Origin of the sequence: Corynebacterium sp. HMSC034B08 (assembly GCF_001835805.1) — a bacterium.
In the GTDB taxonomy this organism is placed as follows: domain Bacteria; phylum Actinomycetota; class Actinomycetes; order Mycobacteriales; family Mycobacteriaceae; genus Corynebacterium; species Corynebacterium coyleae.
Genome location: NZ_KV825933.1, coordinates 139,833 through 155,274, shown reverse-complemented (window position 1 = coordinate 155,274; position 15,442 = coordinate 139,833). Strand labels below are relative to the sequence as shown.

Sequence of the window (15,442 nt, the reverse complement as noted above, 5' to 3'; positions counted from 1 at the left end):
TGACGACGACCCCACGCGCCCGAATTCGTTGGGCCTCCCCAACGATTGGCGCGGCCGGGATTGTCCGCAATGCGGAGTTGTTCCGTTCGGTTTTAGTGCGTTTTATAGCACTCATATAAAACATTGTTTGTGCAGGTCACAGCCGTGTCGTGGCGGGTTGTATGCTTTGCTTTATCGAACATACATACGGCCTTAAGGGGGACCACAATGACAACGGCAGTGGAGGAGAAGTGCACTGAACCTAGTGCGTTTGCGGAGTTGCTTACGGATGCAATCGAGCAGTCGCACAGAAGCATGACGCGTTGTAAGGCGGAGCTGTTGACGTCGATACGCGCGTTTGAGGAGGGCGGTTTCGCACCGCAGATGGGGGCACGGACCACGGCGCAGTTTCTGACGCGTCGCCTGGGGATCTCGATCTCCACAGCGCACGAATATGTCCACGTCGGCTGCCGCCTCGGCGAGTTTCTGTACCTTCAGCAGCAGTTCTCTGCGGGCAAGATCAGCTACTCGGTGGTGCGCTTGCTGCTTCGCTACCTAACCCCGGCGGTAGAGCGCCAACTTGTCGACATGGCCCTGGAACTCGGCTACCACGAACTCGAAATCGCACTCAGTGGATACGACAAACCAGGGAATGGTGATAGCGAGAAGCCGGACCACTACCTGCGCGTACACACCCGCGATAACGGCGAGATTGCCCTCCACGGGGTGCTCAACGCCACCGACGGCGCCGCATTCATCGCCGCGCTGAAACTCGGGGAGATCGCCTACTACGAGATGGAGGAAATGCTCGAGGATGCATTGCGCCACGAAGACGGCCGCGTCGCCGAGCTCTCCATCAGGGACATGCTGCAAAAGGCCGACGCCGTCGAACCCGCAAAGAAGGCTCGCAAGACCGCCTCGGGCTATGGCATGCCGATCGGCCGAATGCTGTTGCAGGCCTTCATGGGCATGGTGCACATGACGCGGAGCCAGCCCAAAAGCGCGCTGACAACGCCAGGCGCACACGTCAACGTTCTGGTGACTAAGGACGGCCGCGCCTACATGCCCAACAACGTCGGCGCACGCTCCGAGGCACTGGTTGGGTTGATCGCGAACGCTGACCTGCGCGTTTCTACTGTCGACGACGACGGCCTGATCATCAACACCGGACGGTCTTCCCGCTTCGCCACGCCGGGACAGGTCAATGCTCTGCTCACCATGTGGGGTGGACAGTGTGCCGCACCCGGCTGCACGCACTCGCGGTTCATCGAGATCCACCACATCAAAGAGTGGTCCGAGGGCGGCATGACCGATCTAGAAAACCTGCTGCCACTCTGTTCCGCCTGCCACTCCTTGGTTACCGATGGCTACCTCGAGACCGTCAAGGACGGCAGCGACGTGCACTTTATCTACCAGGATGGCACCCGCTACGTCTCAGACAACTATTCCTTGCCACGGCGCCGCGACAACGCGCAGACCTGGGCAGAAAGCGGGGGAGGATTCGACGACTAGAAAGGGGAGAAGCCCCGACTGAACCAGCCGGGGCACCAATAACGTCAGGCTTATCTGCTTTAGCGAGGAAGGCTAGAAAGTGAGGGAAGCTCAACACCCGGGATCTTGCCTGCTGCGGTGTACAGCAGAGCTAGGACCGCAATCGGAGCCAGAACCAAAAACGCGATGGTTCCAGGGCGATATGCATTCTTTGGGTGCAGCAGCACATTCATGCACGTGCCTTCGTTAGACGAGCCTTTGACATCAAGCTCTTCGACAAAATTATCAACAATGCTCTCGTAGAAATCTTTTGCAAACTTGTCTACATCATCTGTCGGCGCCTCAGCACGCTTCTCATCAAGGTCGTTGAGTGTGGCGACGCAATTAAAGTACGCGATGGAGGATGTTTGCGCGTGGGCGAACTGTGTTGGAACAACAGCGAGCGACAGGGCGGTGGTGGCTGCCACGGAGGCTGCAACAATACGGCGCTTCATTGGGGTCTCCTTACCCGAAACTGAATATGAGCTGTCAGATATCTGAGCCTAGTCAGTTAAGCATGACACCCGTTAACAACAAAACGGGCGAACCCCTCACACCACCAGATTCACCAGCAGCATGTACACGGCGGTGCCGGCGAAGATGGAGAGGTCGGCGCGGCGTCGCCAGGCGTGGAGCACGAACGTAATCACCAAAGCCGCGAGGGCGGACCAGAAGCGGCCGGGGTTTCCGGCTTCGCCGGCGATGGTGTACACGACCAGGACGGTCATCACGCCGACGGGCATGAGGACGGCAAGGAAGTCGATGAACGGGCTGCCCTTGAGGTACCGCGTGAGCGCGAAGGGCAGGGCGCGCAGCAGGAACGTCACGATGCCGGCCGGGATGATCACGGCGGCGGCCATGCCGAGGGTGACGCCGTCGGGGAGTCCGAGGGTGCTCATTTATTTCACCTGCCAGGTGAGGAGGTCGTCGATACGCGGTGCCCAGAACCGCAGCAATAGCACGCCGAAGTAGGCGAGCAGGCCGATGATGATCATCTGGTCGGGGAAGATGAACGCCGCGACCACGGCCAGCGAGCCGGCGATGAGTGGGGCGGAGAGGTCCTTGCTGCTTTGGAATGCCTCGTAGGCGAGGACGGCGAACAGGGCGGTGAGAGCGAATTCGAAGCCTTCGATGTCCTCTGGGATGAGGTTGCCCACGAGTGCGCCGATGATGCCCGGCAGGATCCACGACGCGTTGATCAGCATCGCGCTGGTCATCAAGCGGGCATGAGTCAGGCGCGTGCCATTAGCGACGAGCGTGGACGTCAGGGCGTAGAGCTCATCGGTCACGCCGTAGGTGAGGTACAGGCGCGGCAGGCCCGGGCGCGCGACGTCGCGGGGGAAGGTGAGGCCGTAGAAGATGTGGCGGAAGTTCACCATGAACGCGGTCAGCGCGGAGGAGAAGATGCCAAACCCGCTGGTCACCATGCTGATGGCGAGGAATTCCATCGAGCCGGAATAGATAATGACGGAGAAGATCGGAGCCCACCACCATGCGAAACCGGCTTGCGTAACCAGCAACCCGAACGCCAGCCCGAGCGGCACCAAACCGAGGCAGACGAGCCACGAGTCCTTCAGGCCGAGGCGGATCTGCCGCTTTGTTTCACGTGAAACACCCAATTAGTTGTCCTCCAGATTCGCCGGGAAGGTGGCGAACAGAGGCAAGGGCATTGCTTGGCGACGCATCACGTCCCCCCACAAATCCGCACCCGCCGGAGCGATCACGTCGGAGGGCAGGGCGGGGGCGACGAACCAGTCGCCGCGGAGGATCTCGTCGTCGAGTTGGCCCGGCTCCCACTCGGCGTAGCCGGCGAAGATGCGGACGCCGTCGATGTCGGCGGAGACAAGCTCCGGTTCAACGTTGAGGTTGAGCAGCACGAGGCGGTTGGCCATGCGCTGGAAGTAAGGGTTGGCGTCGATGTCCACGCCGGGGGAGGTGACGCCGAGGCAGACTGCGGCCTCGGGGCGGACGGGACCGCCAATGTGCACGGCCTGGGGCTTGGCAGCGAGGTCGGCCCACGCGGGGATCACGTTGGCAAGCGCTGTTTCGCTGCGTCGGTTCAACACGACGCCGAGGGTGCGATCCGCGCTCTGCTCGATGATGAGCACCACGGTGCGGGCGAACTCGGGGGAGTACATGCCGGGTGCGGCGACGAGCAGCATGCCGGGTTCGGGGTCAGTGCGCTCGAGGGCGTTGAAGAGGCGATCGGCGTAGAAGTACTCAGGCATTCTCGTTCTCCCACCAGGTTTTGAGTTCGGCGACGGCCTTGTCGTGGTCGAGCTCGCCACGCTCGAGGCGCAGTTCCTTCAGATACTTCCACGCCTTGCCAACCTCCGGGCCCGGTTTGAGGCCGAGGATCTCCATGATCTCGTTGCCGTCGAGGTCCGGGCGCACGCGAGCGAGGTCCTCCTTGGCGGCGATGTCGGCGATGCGCTCCTCCAGGTGGTCGTAGGTGCGCTGGAGGCGCGCGGCCTTCCTGGGGTTGCGGGTGGTGCAGTCGGCCCGAACGAGTTTGTGAAGCTTAGGCAGCAATTCGCCGGCGTCGGTGACGTAACGGCGCACGGCAGAATCGGTCCACTGCCCCTCGCCGAAGCCGTGGAAGCGCATGTGCAAGAACACGAGCTGGCCCACGTCGGAAATGACGTGCTTCGGGTACTTCAGGGCCTTGAGGCGCTTGCGGGTCATCTTCGCGCCGACCACTTCGTGGTGGTAGAAGGTCACGCCGCCGCCTTCCTTCGGCGCGCGAGTGGCGGGTTTGCCGATGTCGTGCATGAGCGCCGCCCAGCGCAGCTTCAGGTCAGGGCCTTCGTCCGCGTCTTCAAGTTCGGTGGCCTGGCGCAGCACGGTCAGGGAGTGGCGGTAGACGTCCTTGTGCTGCATGTGCTCGTCGGTCTCGAGTTGCAGGGCGGGGATCTCGGGCAGGATGTACTCGGCAACACCGGTGGCCACGAGCAGGTCGATGCCCTCCCAGGGGCGGGCGCCAAGCATGAGTTTGTCTAGCTCGGCCTGGACGCGCTCGACGGTGATGCGCTGGATCTCACCGGCCATGTCGCGCATCGCATCGAAGACGCGGTCGGCCACCGTAAAGCCCAGTTGGGAGACGAAGCGGGCGGCGCGCAGCATGCGCAGCGGGTCATCGCGGAACGACACCTCCGGCTCCTGCGGGGTGTCCAGCACGCCCACGACCAGGTCGGCAAGGCCGTTGACGGGGTCGTGGAAGGTGGGGGCGAGGTGGTCGTCGTCAAGCGAGAGCTCGATGGCCATCGCGTTGCAGGCGAAGTCGCGGCGCACGAGGTCGCCTTCGAGGGTGTCGCCGAAGGTGACTTCGGGGTTGCGGGTGATGCCGTCGTAAAGATCGGAGCGGAACGTCGTAATTTCCACGGTTTCGCCGTGCCGGATCGCGGAGACGGTGCCGAACTCGATGCCGGTGTCCCACACTTTCTCGCCCCACTCGGCGAGAATCTCCTGGATAACCGCAGGTCGGGCGGATGTAGTGAAGTCCAAATCGTGCACCTCGCGGCCCAGCATGGCGTCGCGAACGGAACCGCCGACAATATATAGGGACTCGCCGCGCTCGGCGAAGAGTCGGGCAAGCGGCTCCAGCAGGGCAGATTGCTTCTCGACGACCCCCTGCGCCCGGGCCATCAACGCGGCGGGGGCAAGTGGGTCGTTCGGATCGGGCATGTCGAAAAGCTTTGTCACCTTGGACACGATACCCGCCACCCCCGCGCGTGGAGTACCACAACCGGCCTGAAGCCGGATAGCATGGCACGAATGAGTGACAACACGCGGCCTGTACCGGGTCCCCCCAGCGGTAAGGGGGGATCCGGCGGGCGGCGTCGTCCGCGGAAGCGCCGCGGCGGCCAGAACAAAAACCAGCAGGGCCAGGACAAGAACCAGTCAGAAGGCGGCGACAAGCCGAAGAAGAAGCAACACCGTCGCCGTAACCCGAACAACCGCCGGAGGGGCGGGCGCGGGAATCAGCGGAACCGAAACCGCAACCAGCATCGCCGTCATTCGCAGTACAACCGCCAGCACGACTCTTCGATGGAGGTGCGCGACGAGACCTCGGCCGGTGGTCTGGTGGTCTCCGGTATGGCGGAGGCTGTCGGCCCGGACGGCAAGGTAGACATGAGCCGCATCTACGTCGCGCTGATTGGCCGGCTGGATCGCCGTGGGCGCCTGTTGTGGTCGATGCCGAAGGGCCACGTCGAGGATGGCGAGCACCAGTGGCGCACCGCAGAGCGTGAGGTCTGGGAGGAGACCGGTATTACCGGCGAGGCCTTCGACACCCTGGGCACCATTGATTACTGGTTTGTGTCCGACGGAGTGCGGATCCACAAGACGGTGCACCACAACCTGCTGCGGTTTGTGGACGGCGTGTTTAACGACGAAGACCCGGAGGTCACCGAAGTGGCCTGGGTGCCCATGAGCGAGTTGATGGAGCACCTTGCGTATGCCGACGAGCGCAAACTGGCGCGTATCGCGTTTGACCGGATGCCTGAGCTGGCGCGGAAGGAAGTCGCCGCCGGAAGGTCTACCCCGCGATGATTCGGCCGATTTCCCGTCTAGCTGCGGCCGCGGTTGCGGTGGCGCTGGCGGTCCCGTCAGCGACCCCGGCTCGCGCGGTGCCTGCGGTGCCGGTGAGCCCGAAGAACCCTGAGGTTGCAGAGCAGTGGGTCAACCCGGCGGTGCGCCCGGGTGAGGGCCAGCTCGCGCGCGTGTCGCTTATCGACGCTCCCGCGGTCGTCTCCGCGCACGATCCGTTTCACGTGAAACTTCGCGTGACCAATCAGACCGACACAACCCTCGAGGGCCTCAAAGTGCTCACGCGTCGCGCCGCGCCGGTGGGCTCCGTCTCCGAGCAGCGCGTGGCCGCCGTCGCCGGGGTGGGGGAGTACAGCGTTGTGGGCGACGAGGTGGTCGTGGATACCCGGCTGCGCCCCGGCGAAAGCGCCGAGCTGTCGCTGCAGATGACCGCGCCCGGCGGCATCGGCGTGTACCCGATGATGCTGCAACTTATCGACGACACCAGCGCCACCCTGGACACCGACCGCTTCCACTTGGCCGTGCGCGGGTCGGCCGACGACGTCGAACCGGGCGGGCTGACCGCCCTGTACCCGGTGTCCGCACCGGTGAATATCGTGCCGGGAGAGACCGGCGAGGCCCCCGAGGACCCGCCGCTGGTGCTGCAGAGCGACGCACTGGCGGAACAACTCGCACCCGGCGGGCGCTTGGACACCCTGGTGGAGCAGTACCGCAAGGCGGTGGAAACCCCTGAGGTTGGCTACGCCACCTGCATGGCGCTCGACCCGGCGCTGGTGGACACAGTGGACCGCATGACCGGCGGCTACACCGTCAGTGATTCGCGCCCCGCCGTGGTGGAGGAACCGAAGCGTCTGCGCGACAGCTGGGGTTCGAACGAGGACACTCCCGGTACCCCAGGCACGGGAGCCGAGGACGCAAAGGCGTGGTTGGACAAGGTGCGTGACATCGCCGCGACGGGGTGCACCGTGGCGCTGCCGTGGGCGAACGCGGACCTCAACGCGGTGGCGCGTACGGGTGATCCGTGGCTGATGCGCGAAGCCGTCGAGCGCGGCCCGTTCGTGCTGCAGCGGGTGCTGGGCACGGCAGGCACGATCAATACGGTGGTCGCCGGCACCGGCTACATCGAGGCGGGCGCCGGGCCGGCGCTTGGCTGGGCGGACCACACCCGCTCCACGGTGTTCGACGGCGGGATGCACGCCGCGTGGGAGGCGGCCCAAGCTGACAGCGCGCCCGACGCCGAAGCCAACTCCCACCAGAGCGCGCTCGAACGCGCGGAGCTCGCAGACTTCTCGGGCGCGGCGGCGCCGGTGCCGGAGGTGCCGGTGCAGGTGCTCGTCGCAAAGCCTGCGGATGCGCAACGTTTCACGTGGAACACTGCCGGCGTGATGGAGGTCGGGTACCAGGATTCGCTGGCCGCGGTGCTAGCGGCGACGGGGGAGCACCCGGACACGCCGGGGTATTCCAACCCGGGCCTGCGTTTCGACTACACCCGGGATTCCAATACCGCGCGCGATGTGAACGCCGCAGCAGCGATGCGGCTTGCCGCCCAGAGCGCCACCACGGGTGAGGGCGACGCACCGACCCAACCCGTGATGATCAACCCGCCGGCAACGTGGGACGCGAAAACCGCCGCAGTGCTCCTGGGCACGGTCGCGGGCCTGATCGCCGACGGAACCTCCCGCCCGATCTCGTTCGGCGACTACCTCGCCGCCCCGCCGGAGGTCCCACCCGCCGACACCACGGCCACATTCTCGGACCCCGCCGCCTTCACCGACGCAGAAATCTTGCAGGTCACGCAGCAAAACAGCTTCATCAACGACATCACCGCGCTCATGGCAAACGACCCCGCCATCGCGCTGACCCGCTACGGCTTCACCCTGCCACTGCGCCGCGACATGCTCGTCGCGCTCAGCACCAACAGACGCAGGGCACTTTCGCTTTACGACGACGCCGTGCGCGCCACCGGCGACCGCCTCGCCGCCAGCCGGGCAACGCTGAACGATCTGCGCGATTCCGTGACGTTGATCCCGCCGGGGAACGTGTACACCAGGGCGTCGTCGTCAAGCCCACTGCTCATCGTCGCCCAAAACGGAATGCCGCTGCCGGTGCAAACCCAGATCCGCTACTGGGGGCCCGACGGCGCGAAACTGAACGTGCCGGGGACGCTGAAAATCCCCGCACGCGGCTCCGTCACCGTCCAGATGACCGCCGACCTGCCCGACAACAACCGCGGCACCGACCTGCAGCTTTACCTCGCGGGTGCCTCGGCCCAACCGATCTCGCGCCCGGTGGACATCTCCGTGCGCACTGCCGGGCTCCAACTCGGCGGGTGGGCGCTCGCCGGCGCGCTGATCGCCGCGATGCTGGCGCTCCTGCTCATCACCCGCAGGAAAGCACCGCCGAACAGGCGCCCAACCAAACGCCCACCACCCAGCAACCCACGTGAACGGAGACAGCCGTGACAGCACAGGACAACAGCCAGCCCGAGGCTGGCCTGCGCCGCCGCATCGTCGCCCCGGCACCCCCGGCGCCAGTACCGGCCCCGCGCGAGCCGAAGCCGCCCACCCCGGCGGCAACCGGCCTGCCGGACAAGTCCCTGCTGACCACCAGCCCCAAGGGCGAGACCATCGCCCCGCCGCCGACGGCTGACGACGCCGCCGCTGTCGCCACAGCCGCGACAACCGTTGCGGTCGCCGAGCCCGCCGAGCCTGCCGAGGACACCAAACCGAGCGAGGGCGAAAAGGTTGTCCGCGCCACCGGCTCCATGGCAATTGCCACGCTGATCTCGCGCATCACCGGCTTCATCCGCACCGTGCTCATCGGTGCGGCGCTCGGCGAGGTTGTCGCCTCCGCGTTCAACACCGCCAACACGCTGCCGAACCTGATCACCGAGATCGTGCTCGGATCGGTGCTCACCGCACTGGTCGTGCCGGTGCTGGTCCGCGCGGAGAAAGAGGACGCCGACCACGGTGCCGCGTTCATCCGTCGCCTGTTCACGCTCACGCTGACGCTGATGACGGTGGTCACGCTGCTCGCCGTCGTCGGTGCGCCGTGGCTGACGGAGATGATGCTGGACGAGGACTCCACAGGCAACCTCGTCCAAACCACATCCTTTGCCTACCTGCTGCTGCCGCAGATCTTCTTCTACGGCATGTTCTCCCTGTTCATGGCCATCCTGAACACGAAAGAACACTTCCGGCCAGGCGCGTGGGCGCCGGTGGCGAACAACGTCGTCTCCATCGCCGTGCTGGTGGCGTATATGGCGTTGCCGGGGACGTTGAATCCGGCGGCGCCGTCGTCGATAAGCAATCCGCACGTCCTGCTGCTTGGCCTGGGCACCACCGCGGGCGTGGTGGTGCAGTGCCTGATCATGCTGCCCGCACTGCGCAAACTGGGCATCGACCTGCGGCCGCTGTGGGGTATCGACGAGCGCCTCAAGCAGTTCGGCGGCATGGCCCTGGCGATCATCACTTACGTGGCGATCAGCCAGCTGGGCTACGTGATCACCACCCGCATTGCGTTCGCGGCGGACCCGGCGGCACAGTTCATCTACCAACAGCACTGGATGCTGCTGCAGATGCCGTACGGCATCATTGGCGTGACCCTGCTGACCGCGATCATGCCGCGCCTGTCGCGCAACGCCGCCGACGGCGACGACAAGGCCGTTGTGCACGACCTGACCATGGGCACCAAACTGACGTTTATCGCCCTGCTGCCGATCATCGTGTTCATGACGGCGCTCGGCCCTGACATCGCCAGCGCCCTGTTCGCCTACGGCTCATTTAGCGACGAAGCCGCGTACACCCTCGGCCTGACCATCAGCGCCGCCGCGTTCACACTCATCCCGTACGCACTGGTCATGCTGCACCTGCGTGTGTTCTACGCACGCGAGGAAGCCTGGACGCCGACGTTCATCATCGCCGGCATCACCGGCACCAAAATTGCGCTGTCCATGCTGGCGCCGACCATCGCGAGCGAGCCGGGCCACGTGGTCATCCTGCTGGGTGCCGCGAACGGGTTCGGCTTCGTGGCCGGCGCGATCATCGGTGCGCTGCTACTGCGCCGCAAGCTTGGCACCCTGCAGTTCCGTGAGGTGCTACGCACGTCCCTGTGGGCCATCGGTGCGTCCGCCGTCGGTGTTGCCGCGGTGTTCGGTGTGCGCTGGTTGCTTCGCGACGTCGCCGGCCTCCACCTCCCGGAAGCCCTTGGACGCATGATCGGTGCGCCGTCGCTGGGCTCGCTCATCGAGATCGCATTGCTCGGCGTGCTGTTCCTCATCGTCACCGGCGTCGTGCTGTCGCGCTCCGGCCTGCCTGAGGTGCAGAACCTGGGCTCCGCCGTGGGCCGCATCCCGGGCCTGGGCCGGTTCATCACCGCGGATGCCGACCGCGGCCTCGAGGTGGGCCAGGTCGACCCGCGCGAGATGTCCAACCAGTTCCTCGCCGCCGACACCTTCAACGCCTCCCCGGTACCACCACCGATGTCCGCCGGTGTCGTCCGCGGCCCACGCCTCGTGCCGGGTGCGTCCGTGTCCGACGGCCGATTCCGCCTCATCCGTGACCACGGCGCGTCCTCCAGCGCCCGCTTCTGGCAGGCCCGCGAGATTGCTACCGGCCGCAACGTCGCCCTGACGTTCGTGGACACCACCGGTTCCGCCCCGATGGCGCCCGCCACCCCGCGCGAGGCCGCCCTCCAGGCCGCCGGTATCGCGCGCCGTACCCGCCAGCTGGTCAACATGCACCTGCCGGCGCTGCCGGACCACGTGGAGATCCTGTCGTTCCGCTCCGGCGCCGTCGTGGTGTCCGACTGGATCGAGGGCTCCTCGGTGAAGGCTGTTGCGGAGTCGGGCCAGACGCTGCACACGGAGGCCGTCGCCAATGCGCTCGTGCCGCTGGCTGCTGCGTTGGCCACCGCGCACGAGGCCGGCGTGCCGCTGGGTCTGGACAACCGCCAGCAGTTGCGCATTGATACAGACGGCATCGTGCGCCTCGCATTCCCGGCCGTCCTGCCGGATGCGACGAAGCCGACCGACGCCGAAGCGTTCGCCGCAGCCCTGGAGTTGCTGACCTCCAACGTCACCTCCGACGACCTCGCCGAGATCACCGCCCGCACACGTGCGCTTGTCGACGCCGACGCCGTCGACCAAGCCGCCTTCCGCGAAATCGCCACCGCCCTGAAGGAAGCAGCCAACCTGCCGGGCTCGCGCCGCCACAGCGAGGAAGACGACACCCCGACCGACACCATCCCCGTCGTCGAGGTGCCCGAGTCCGTCGAGCCCGTGCCCGAGCACGTGGAGGACCCGGACGTCATCCACGGTGGCTTCGGCAGCGGCCGCACCAAGCCGCTGACAATCGCGCTGGTCACCCTGGTGGCCGTGGCTGCCGCAGTGGCGATCGGTGTGCTGACGACCTACCTGGTGGACATCGTCTCCGGGGAGGAAGAAGAGGAAGCCGTCGCGACATCATCCGTGGCGCCCGCCCCACGCGTGCCCGTGCTCATCGCACCGCTGGAGGCCACTGCTGCTGACTCTGCTGGCTCTTCCGGCTCTGATGCTCACGCCGCCGTTGACGGTGATCGGGCCACGAAGTGGGAGGTCGGAGGGGATCTCGTCGTCAAGCAAAGCAACGGTCAGCCGTTCGACCTCGAGCAAGTGCTTATCGACGCCTCCGGCGCAACCGGCGCAACCTTCACCATCTCCGGCGTGCCCGCGGGTGGTCAAGCGCCTGTGGTGCTGTCGGAGGGCACGGTGCGCACCGGCCAGATCAGTGCCGATGTGGACTACACCGGCGCGCTGACCGAGGTCATCATCTCCTTCACCCCGGCGGAACAGAAACCGCTCGAAATTTCGGAAGTTTCGTTGGCAGGGCATGTGGATGTCCAATAGATTGTGCAATTGACCCCTTCCCTTCGGGGCGGGGGTCGTGCACACTGGGGGTCAACACTTTTCTGGGGGGAATCATGGATTACCGCAATGACCGGGCTCTAGTCGCCCAATACCTCGACGGGGACCGACGAGCGTTCAGGCAGATCGTCAAACGCCACCACAAAGCCATGTACTACGTGGCCCGCAACTACACGCGCAACGACCAAGACGCGCAGGACATCGTCCAGGACGCGTTCTTCAAGGCGGCACGCAGCCTGCACACCTACCGCGGGGAAGCGAAGCTATCCACGTGGCTGCACCGCATGACCATCAACGCCGCCATCGACCACCAACGCAAGTTCACGCGCGCGGGCGCACAGGCGAGTCTTGACGACGACGCCGTGGCCGTCAGCAGCGACATGAACAAATACCTCGCCTACAACCCCATGGAGGCCATGGAACGCACCATCGCGATGCGCCAGGCGCTCAACGTGTTGCCGTCGGGGCAGCGTAAGGCACTGTGGCTGATCGATGTCGCAGGCATGTCCGTCGAGCACGCCGCCCACGAATTAGGCGTGAAACCGGGCACCGTGAAGTCCCGGAGATACCGTGCCCGGGAGGCAGTAGCTGCAGCAATCGGGGAGAGGTTAACAAGCAGCTAGACTCACCGATATGAACTTCTCCGGATTCAATTTCGTTACCCCGCAGACCGACGAAAGCGGCGATTCCGCAACGGAACCCGCCACCGCCCGCACCGATGTAGACACCATCCACGATGTGATCATCATCGGCTCCGGACCGGCCGGCTACACCGCCGCGCTCTACGCCGCTCGCGCCGAGCTCAAGCCCCTCGTATTCGAGGGTTACGAGTTCGGCGGCGAACTCATGAACACCACCGACGTGGAGAACTTCCCCGGCTTCCCCGAGGGCGTGCTCGGCCCAGACCTGATGGGCAACATGCGCGAGCAGGCCGAAAAGTTTGGTGCAGACCTGCGCCCTGAACTGGTAGACCGCGTGGACTTCTCCGGCGAGATTAAGAAAGTGTTCGTGGACGACGAGGAGTTCCACGCCCGCGCCGTCATCCTTGCCACCGGTGCAGCCCCACGCCACCTGGGCATCCCGGGCGAGGCCGAACTGACCGGCCGTGGCGTGTCCACCTGCGCCACCTGCGACGGTTTCTTCTTCAAAGACCAGCACATCGCCGTCGTCGGTGGTGGCGACTCCGCAATGGAGGAAGCAACCTTCCTGACCAAGTTTGGCTACAAGGTCACCCTGATCCACCGTTCGGAGAACTTCCGTGCCTCCGCCATCATGCTGGAGCGCGCGCGACAGAACGAGAAGATCGAGTTTGTCACCAACACCGTCGTCGAGTCCGTCGTTGAGGCAGACGGCAAGGTTGGCGGACTGAACGTACGCAACGTGGAAACCGGCGAAGAGTCCGTCCTGGATGCCACCGCGTTGTTCGTTGCTATTGGCCACGATCCGCGTTCCGGCTTCCTGGAGGGCCAGGTTGCTGTAGACGAGGGCGGTTACGTTTCGGTGGAGGATCCGTCGACACGCACCAGCGTCGCCGGCGTGTTCGCCTGCGGTGACCTGGTGGACAAGACATACCGTCAGGCCATCACGGCGGCTGGTTCGGGCTGCCGTGCCGCGTTGGACGCACAGCACTATCTCGCGGAGCTGTAAACTAACGGCCATGAGTGCTCCAGTAGATGTCACCCAGGCCACCTTCAAGAGCGAGGTCATCGAGTCCGACACCCCGGTTCTCGTGGACTTCTGGGCAGAGTGGTGCGGCCCGTGCCGCAAACTCTCCCCGTTGCTCGATGAGATCGCGTCGGAGATGGCAGGCCAGGTTAAGGTAGCCAAGGTCAACGTGGACAACGAGCGCACCCTGGGCGCAATGTTCCAGGTCATGTCCATTCCGACCGTGCTGCTGTTCAAGGACGGCAAGCGCGTCGACGAGTTTGTGGGTCTGCGTCCGAAGTCGGAGATCGTCGCTAAGATCCAGGCGCAGCTCGACGCGTAAGCTGTTGTAGTTGGTTTTGTTTTTTCGACCGGGAAAGTTAGGTGCTTAGTGCAAGACTTGCTGCACGTTGGCGACTCCAGCTCGCGGGTTGCCGAGGTTCGGTTGTCGCTGGCCCGCCTCGGTCTCCTCGACGGATACGAAGGCGAAATCGATAGCACGCGTCGCTTCACCGAAAGCGAGATGCTTTTCGACGACACCCTCGCCGAAGCCCTCAAAGCCTTCCAACAATCTCGCGGCATTTTGCCGTCTGGCTCCATCGACGACCTGACGCTCCGCGAGCTGCGTGAAGCCTCCTACACGTTGGGCGCGCGCGTGCTGAGCTACCAGCCGGGCCAGGAAATGGTCGGCGACGACGTGGGCCAGCTGCAGACACAGCTTCACGAGCTCGGCTTTTACTCCAACCGCATCGACGGCCGCTTCGGCCCCGCCACCTACGAAGCGTTGATGAACTACCAGTTGAACTCCGGTTTGGAGGACGACGGTGTGTGCGGCCCCGACACGTTGCATGCATTGTCCCTGCTTGGCCGCCGCATCACCGGAGGTTCCGCCCAGGCGATCCGTGAGCGTGAGACCGTCCGGCAGGCCGGCCCGAACCTGGCCGGTAAGCGCGTGGTCATCGACCCTGACCTCGGTGGTTCCGACAAGGGCCTGGTTGTGGAGGGCCCGTATGGTCCCATCACCGAGGAGGAGATCCTCTGGGACCTCGCCCAGCGCATCGAGGGCCGCATGGTCGCCACCGGCATGGAAACCATCCTGTCCCGCCCGCGCGGCGACAACCCGTCCAACAAGCACCGCGCCGACCTGGCCAACGGCTTCAACGCCGACCTGCTGATCTCACTGCGTCTGGATTCCTACCCAAACGAGAAGGCCAACGGCGTTGCCACCTTCTACTTCGGCTCCGAGCACGGCAGCTCCTCGATGACCGGCGAAACCCTGTCCGGTTACATCCAGCGCGAGATCGCTGCCCGCACTGACCTGCAGAATTGCCGAAACCACGCCCGCACCTGGGAGATGCTGCGGATGACCCGCATGCCGTCGGTGGAGCTCGTGGCCGGCTACCTCACCAACCCGGGCGACCTGGCCGTACTTACCGACCCCGCCCAGCGCGACGCCATCGCCGAAGCCGTCGTCGTCGCCGTGAAGCGCCTCTACCTGCTGGACCACGACACCCGCCCGACAGGCACCTACTCCTTCAAGGAGCTCCTGCGCGAAGAGCAGGCCTAACCGCCGGTTGTTGGGCGCCGCTGCGGCCCTCTCTGCCCGGCCCTTTCTGCCCAGCCCGCACGCCCAGGCTCTCGCGCCCGTTCTGGCCCCCTCGCCAAGCCGCCCAGCCTTCTCCTCCCAAGAAAGTTCCCCGTCTGGGAATCTTCTTGGCATTCCGGGCCCAAATAGTTCACTTCGCCCAGGTCGCGCCGTCGCGGGCCGAAAATAGTTCCCGGACCTAACGCGATCTGCCGATTTCCGTGGAACTTTTTTGGTGAGGGGAGCGGCAACGG

General features: G+C 65.2%; 13 protein-coding genes. 8 read left to right on the top strand and 5 right to left on the bottom strand.

Going from position 1 to position 15,442, the window contains the following annotated elements; translation table 11 throughout:
• Positions 1-207: 207 nt before the first annotated feature.
• The gene (locus HMPREF2656_RS03805) at positions 208-1,491 is read left to right on the top strand and encodes an HNH endonuclease signature motif containing protein (protein WP_070815892.1); all 1,284 of its coding nucleotides are present in this window, start codon (positions 208-210) and stop codon (positions 1,489-1,491) included.
• Positions 1,492-1,550: 59 nt separating this feature from the next.
• On the opposite strand, the gene HMPREF2656_RS03800 is transcribed toward HMPREF2656_RS03805, so the two are convergent.
• The 5 genes from HMPREF2656_RS03800 to HMPREF2656_RS03780 form a co-directional block, all read right to left on the bottom strand.
• The gene (locus HMPREF2656_RS03800; RefSeq protein WP_070815891.1) at positions 1,551-1,964 is read right to left on the bottom strand and encodes a hypothetical protein; all 414 of its coding nucleotides are present in this window, start codon (positions 1,962-1,964) and stop codon (positions 1,551-1,553) included.
• 96 nt (positions 1,965-2,060) lie between these two features.
• Positions 2,061-2,408, bottom strand: a complete 348-nt coding sequence (locus HMPREF2656_RS03795; RefSeq protein WP_070421897.1) for a branched-chain amino acid transporter permease — start codon at positions 2,406-2,408, stop codon at positions 2,061-2,063.
• Complete coding sequence (locus HMPREF2656_RS03790) at positions 2,409-3,128, bottom strand: AzlC family ABC transporter permease (RefSeq protein ID WP_070815890.1); 720 nt, start codon at positions 3,126-3,128, stop codon at positions 2,409-2,411.
• On the bottom strand, positions 3,129-3,737 hold the full coding sequence (locus HMPREF2656_RS03785; protein ID WP_070421899.1) for a YqgE/AlgH family protein: 609 nt from the start codon (positions 3,735-3,737) through the stop codon (positions 3,129-3,131). It lies immediately after the preceding gene.
• A complete protein-coding gene (locus HMPREF2656_RS03780; protein WP_246825111.1) occupies positions 3,730-5,154 on the bottom strand; it encodes a CCA tRNA nucleotidyltransferase in 1,425 nt (474 codons plus the stop codon). Before HMPREF2656_RS03780 ends, HMPREF2656_RS03785 begins: the two co-directional genes overlap by 8 nt.
• Before the next feature lie 129 nt (positions 5,155-5,283).
• On the opposite strand from HMPREF2656_RS03780, the gene HMPREF2656_RS13425 reads away from it, so the two are divergent.
• The 7 genes from HMPREF2656_RS13425 (at position 5,284) to HMPREF2656_RS03745 (ending at position 15,170) form a co-directional block, all read left to right on the top strand.
• Entirely contained in the window at positions 5,284-6,060 is a 777-nt protein-coding gene (locus HMPREF2656_RS13425; protein ID WP_083284711.1) for an NUDIX hydrolase, read from the top strand.
• Positions 6,057-8,519 (top strand): DUF6049 family protein, encoded by a 2,463-nt coding sequence (locus HMPREF2656_RS03770; RefSeq protein ID WP_070815889.1) that lies wholly within the window; start codon positions 6,057-6,059, stop codon positions 8,517-8,519. The genes HMPREF2656_RS13425 and HMPREF2656_RS03770 overlap by 4 nt, the downstream gene beginning before the upstream one ends.
• Complete coding sequence (murJ, locus tag HMPREF2656_RS03765) at positions 8,516-11,941, top strand: murein biosynthesis integral membrane protein MurJ (protein WP_070815888.1); 3,426 nt, start codon at positions 8,516-8,518, stop codon at positions 11,939-11,941. The genes HMPREF2656_RS03770 and murJ overlap by 4 nt, the downstream gene beginning before the upstream one ends.
• Positions 11,942-12,015: 74 nt before the next feature.
• Positions 12,016-12,582: an RNA polymerase sigma factor gene (locus HMPREF2656_RS03760; RefSeq protein WP_070421903.1), complete on the top strand. Its 567-nt coding sequence runs from the start codon at positions 12,016-12,018 to the stop codon at positions 12,580-12,582.
• Positions 12,583-12,592: 10 nt separating this feature from the next.
• Positions 12,593-13,606: a thioredoxin-disulfide reductase gene (gene trxB / locus HMPREF2656_RS03755; protein WP_083284712.1), complete on the top strand. Its 1,014-nt coding sequence runs from the start codon at positions 12,593-12,595 to the stop codon at positions 13,604-13,606.
• Positions 13,607-13,616: 10 nt separating this feature from the next.
• Positions 13,617-13,946, top strand: a complete 330-nt coding sequence (gene trxA / locus HMPREF2656_RS03750; protein WP_070421904.1) for a thioredoxin — start codon at positions 13,617-13,619, stop codon at positions 13,944-13,946.
• 48 nt (positions 13,947-13,994) lie between these two features.
• The gene (locus HMPREF2656_RS03745; RefSeq protein WP_070568245.1) at positions 13,995-15,170 is read left to right on the top strand and encodes an N-acetylmuramoyl-L-alanine amidase; all 1,176 of its coding nucleotides are present in this window, start codon (positions 13,995-13,997) and stop codon (positions 15,168-15,170) included.
• The last annotated feature ends 272 nt before the right edge of the window (positions 15,171-15,442 follow it).

Excerpts from the sequence above, each read along its gene's own strand:
- HMPREF2656_RS03785 (WP_070421899.1), bottom strand. The coding sequence starts at position 3,737 with ATGCCTGAGTACTTCTACGCCGATCGCCTCTTCAACGCCCTCGAGCGC.
- trxA (WP_070421904.1), top strand. The coding sequence starts at position 13,617 with ATGAGTGCTCCAGTAGATGTCACCCAGGCCACCTTCAAGAGCGAGGTC.
- HMPREF2656_RS03760 (WP_070421903.1), top strand. The coding sequence starts at position 12,016 with ATGGATTACCGCAATGACCGGGCTCTAGTCGCCCAATACCTCGACGGG.
- HMPREF2656_RS03805 (WP_070815892.1), top strand. The coding sequence starts at position 208 with ATGACAACGGCAGTGGAGGAGAAGTGCACTGAACCTAGTGCGTTTGCG.
- HMPREF2656_RS03780 (WP_246825111.1), bottom strand. The coding sequence starts at position 5,154 with ATGGCCCGGGCGCAGGGGGTCGTCGAGAAGCAATCTGCCCTGCTGGAG.
- HMPREF2656_RS13425 (WP_083284711.1), top strand. The coding sequence starts at position 5,284 with ATGAGTGACAACACGCGGCCTGTACCGGGTCCCCCCAGCGGTAAGGGG.
- trxB (WP_083284712.1), top strand. The coding sequence starts at position 12,593 with ATGAACTTCTCCGGATTCAATTTCGTTACCCCGCAGACCGACGAAAGC.
- HMPREF2656_RS03800 (WP_070815891.1), bottom strand. The coding sequence starts at position 1,964 with ATGAAGCGCCGTATTGTTGCAGCCTCCGTGGCAGCCACCACCGCCCTG.
- HMPREF2656_RS03770 (WP_070815889.1), top strand. The coding sequence starts at position 6,057 with ATGATTCGGCCGATTTCCCGTCTAGCTGCGGCCGCGGTTGCGGTGGCG.
- HMPREF2656_RS03795 (WP_070421897.1), bottom strand. The coding sequence starts at position 2,408 with ATGAGCACCCTCGGACTCCCCGACGGCGTCACCCTCGGCATGGCCGCC.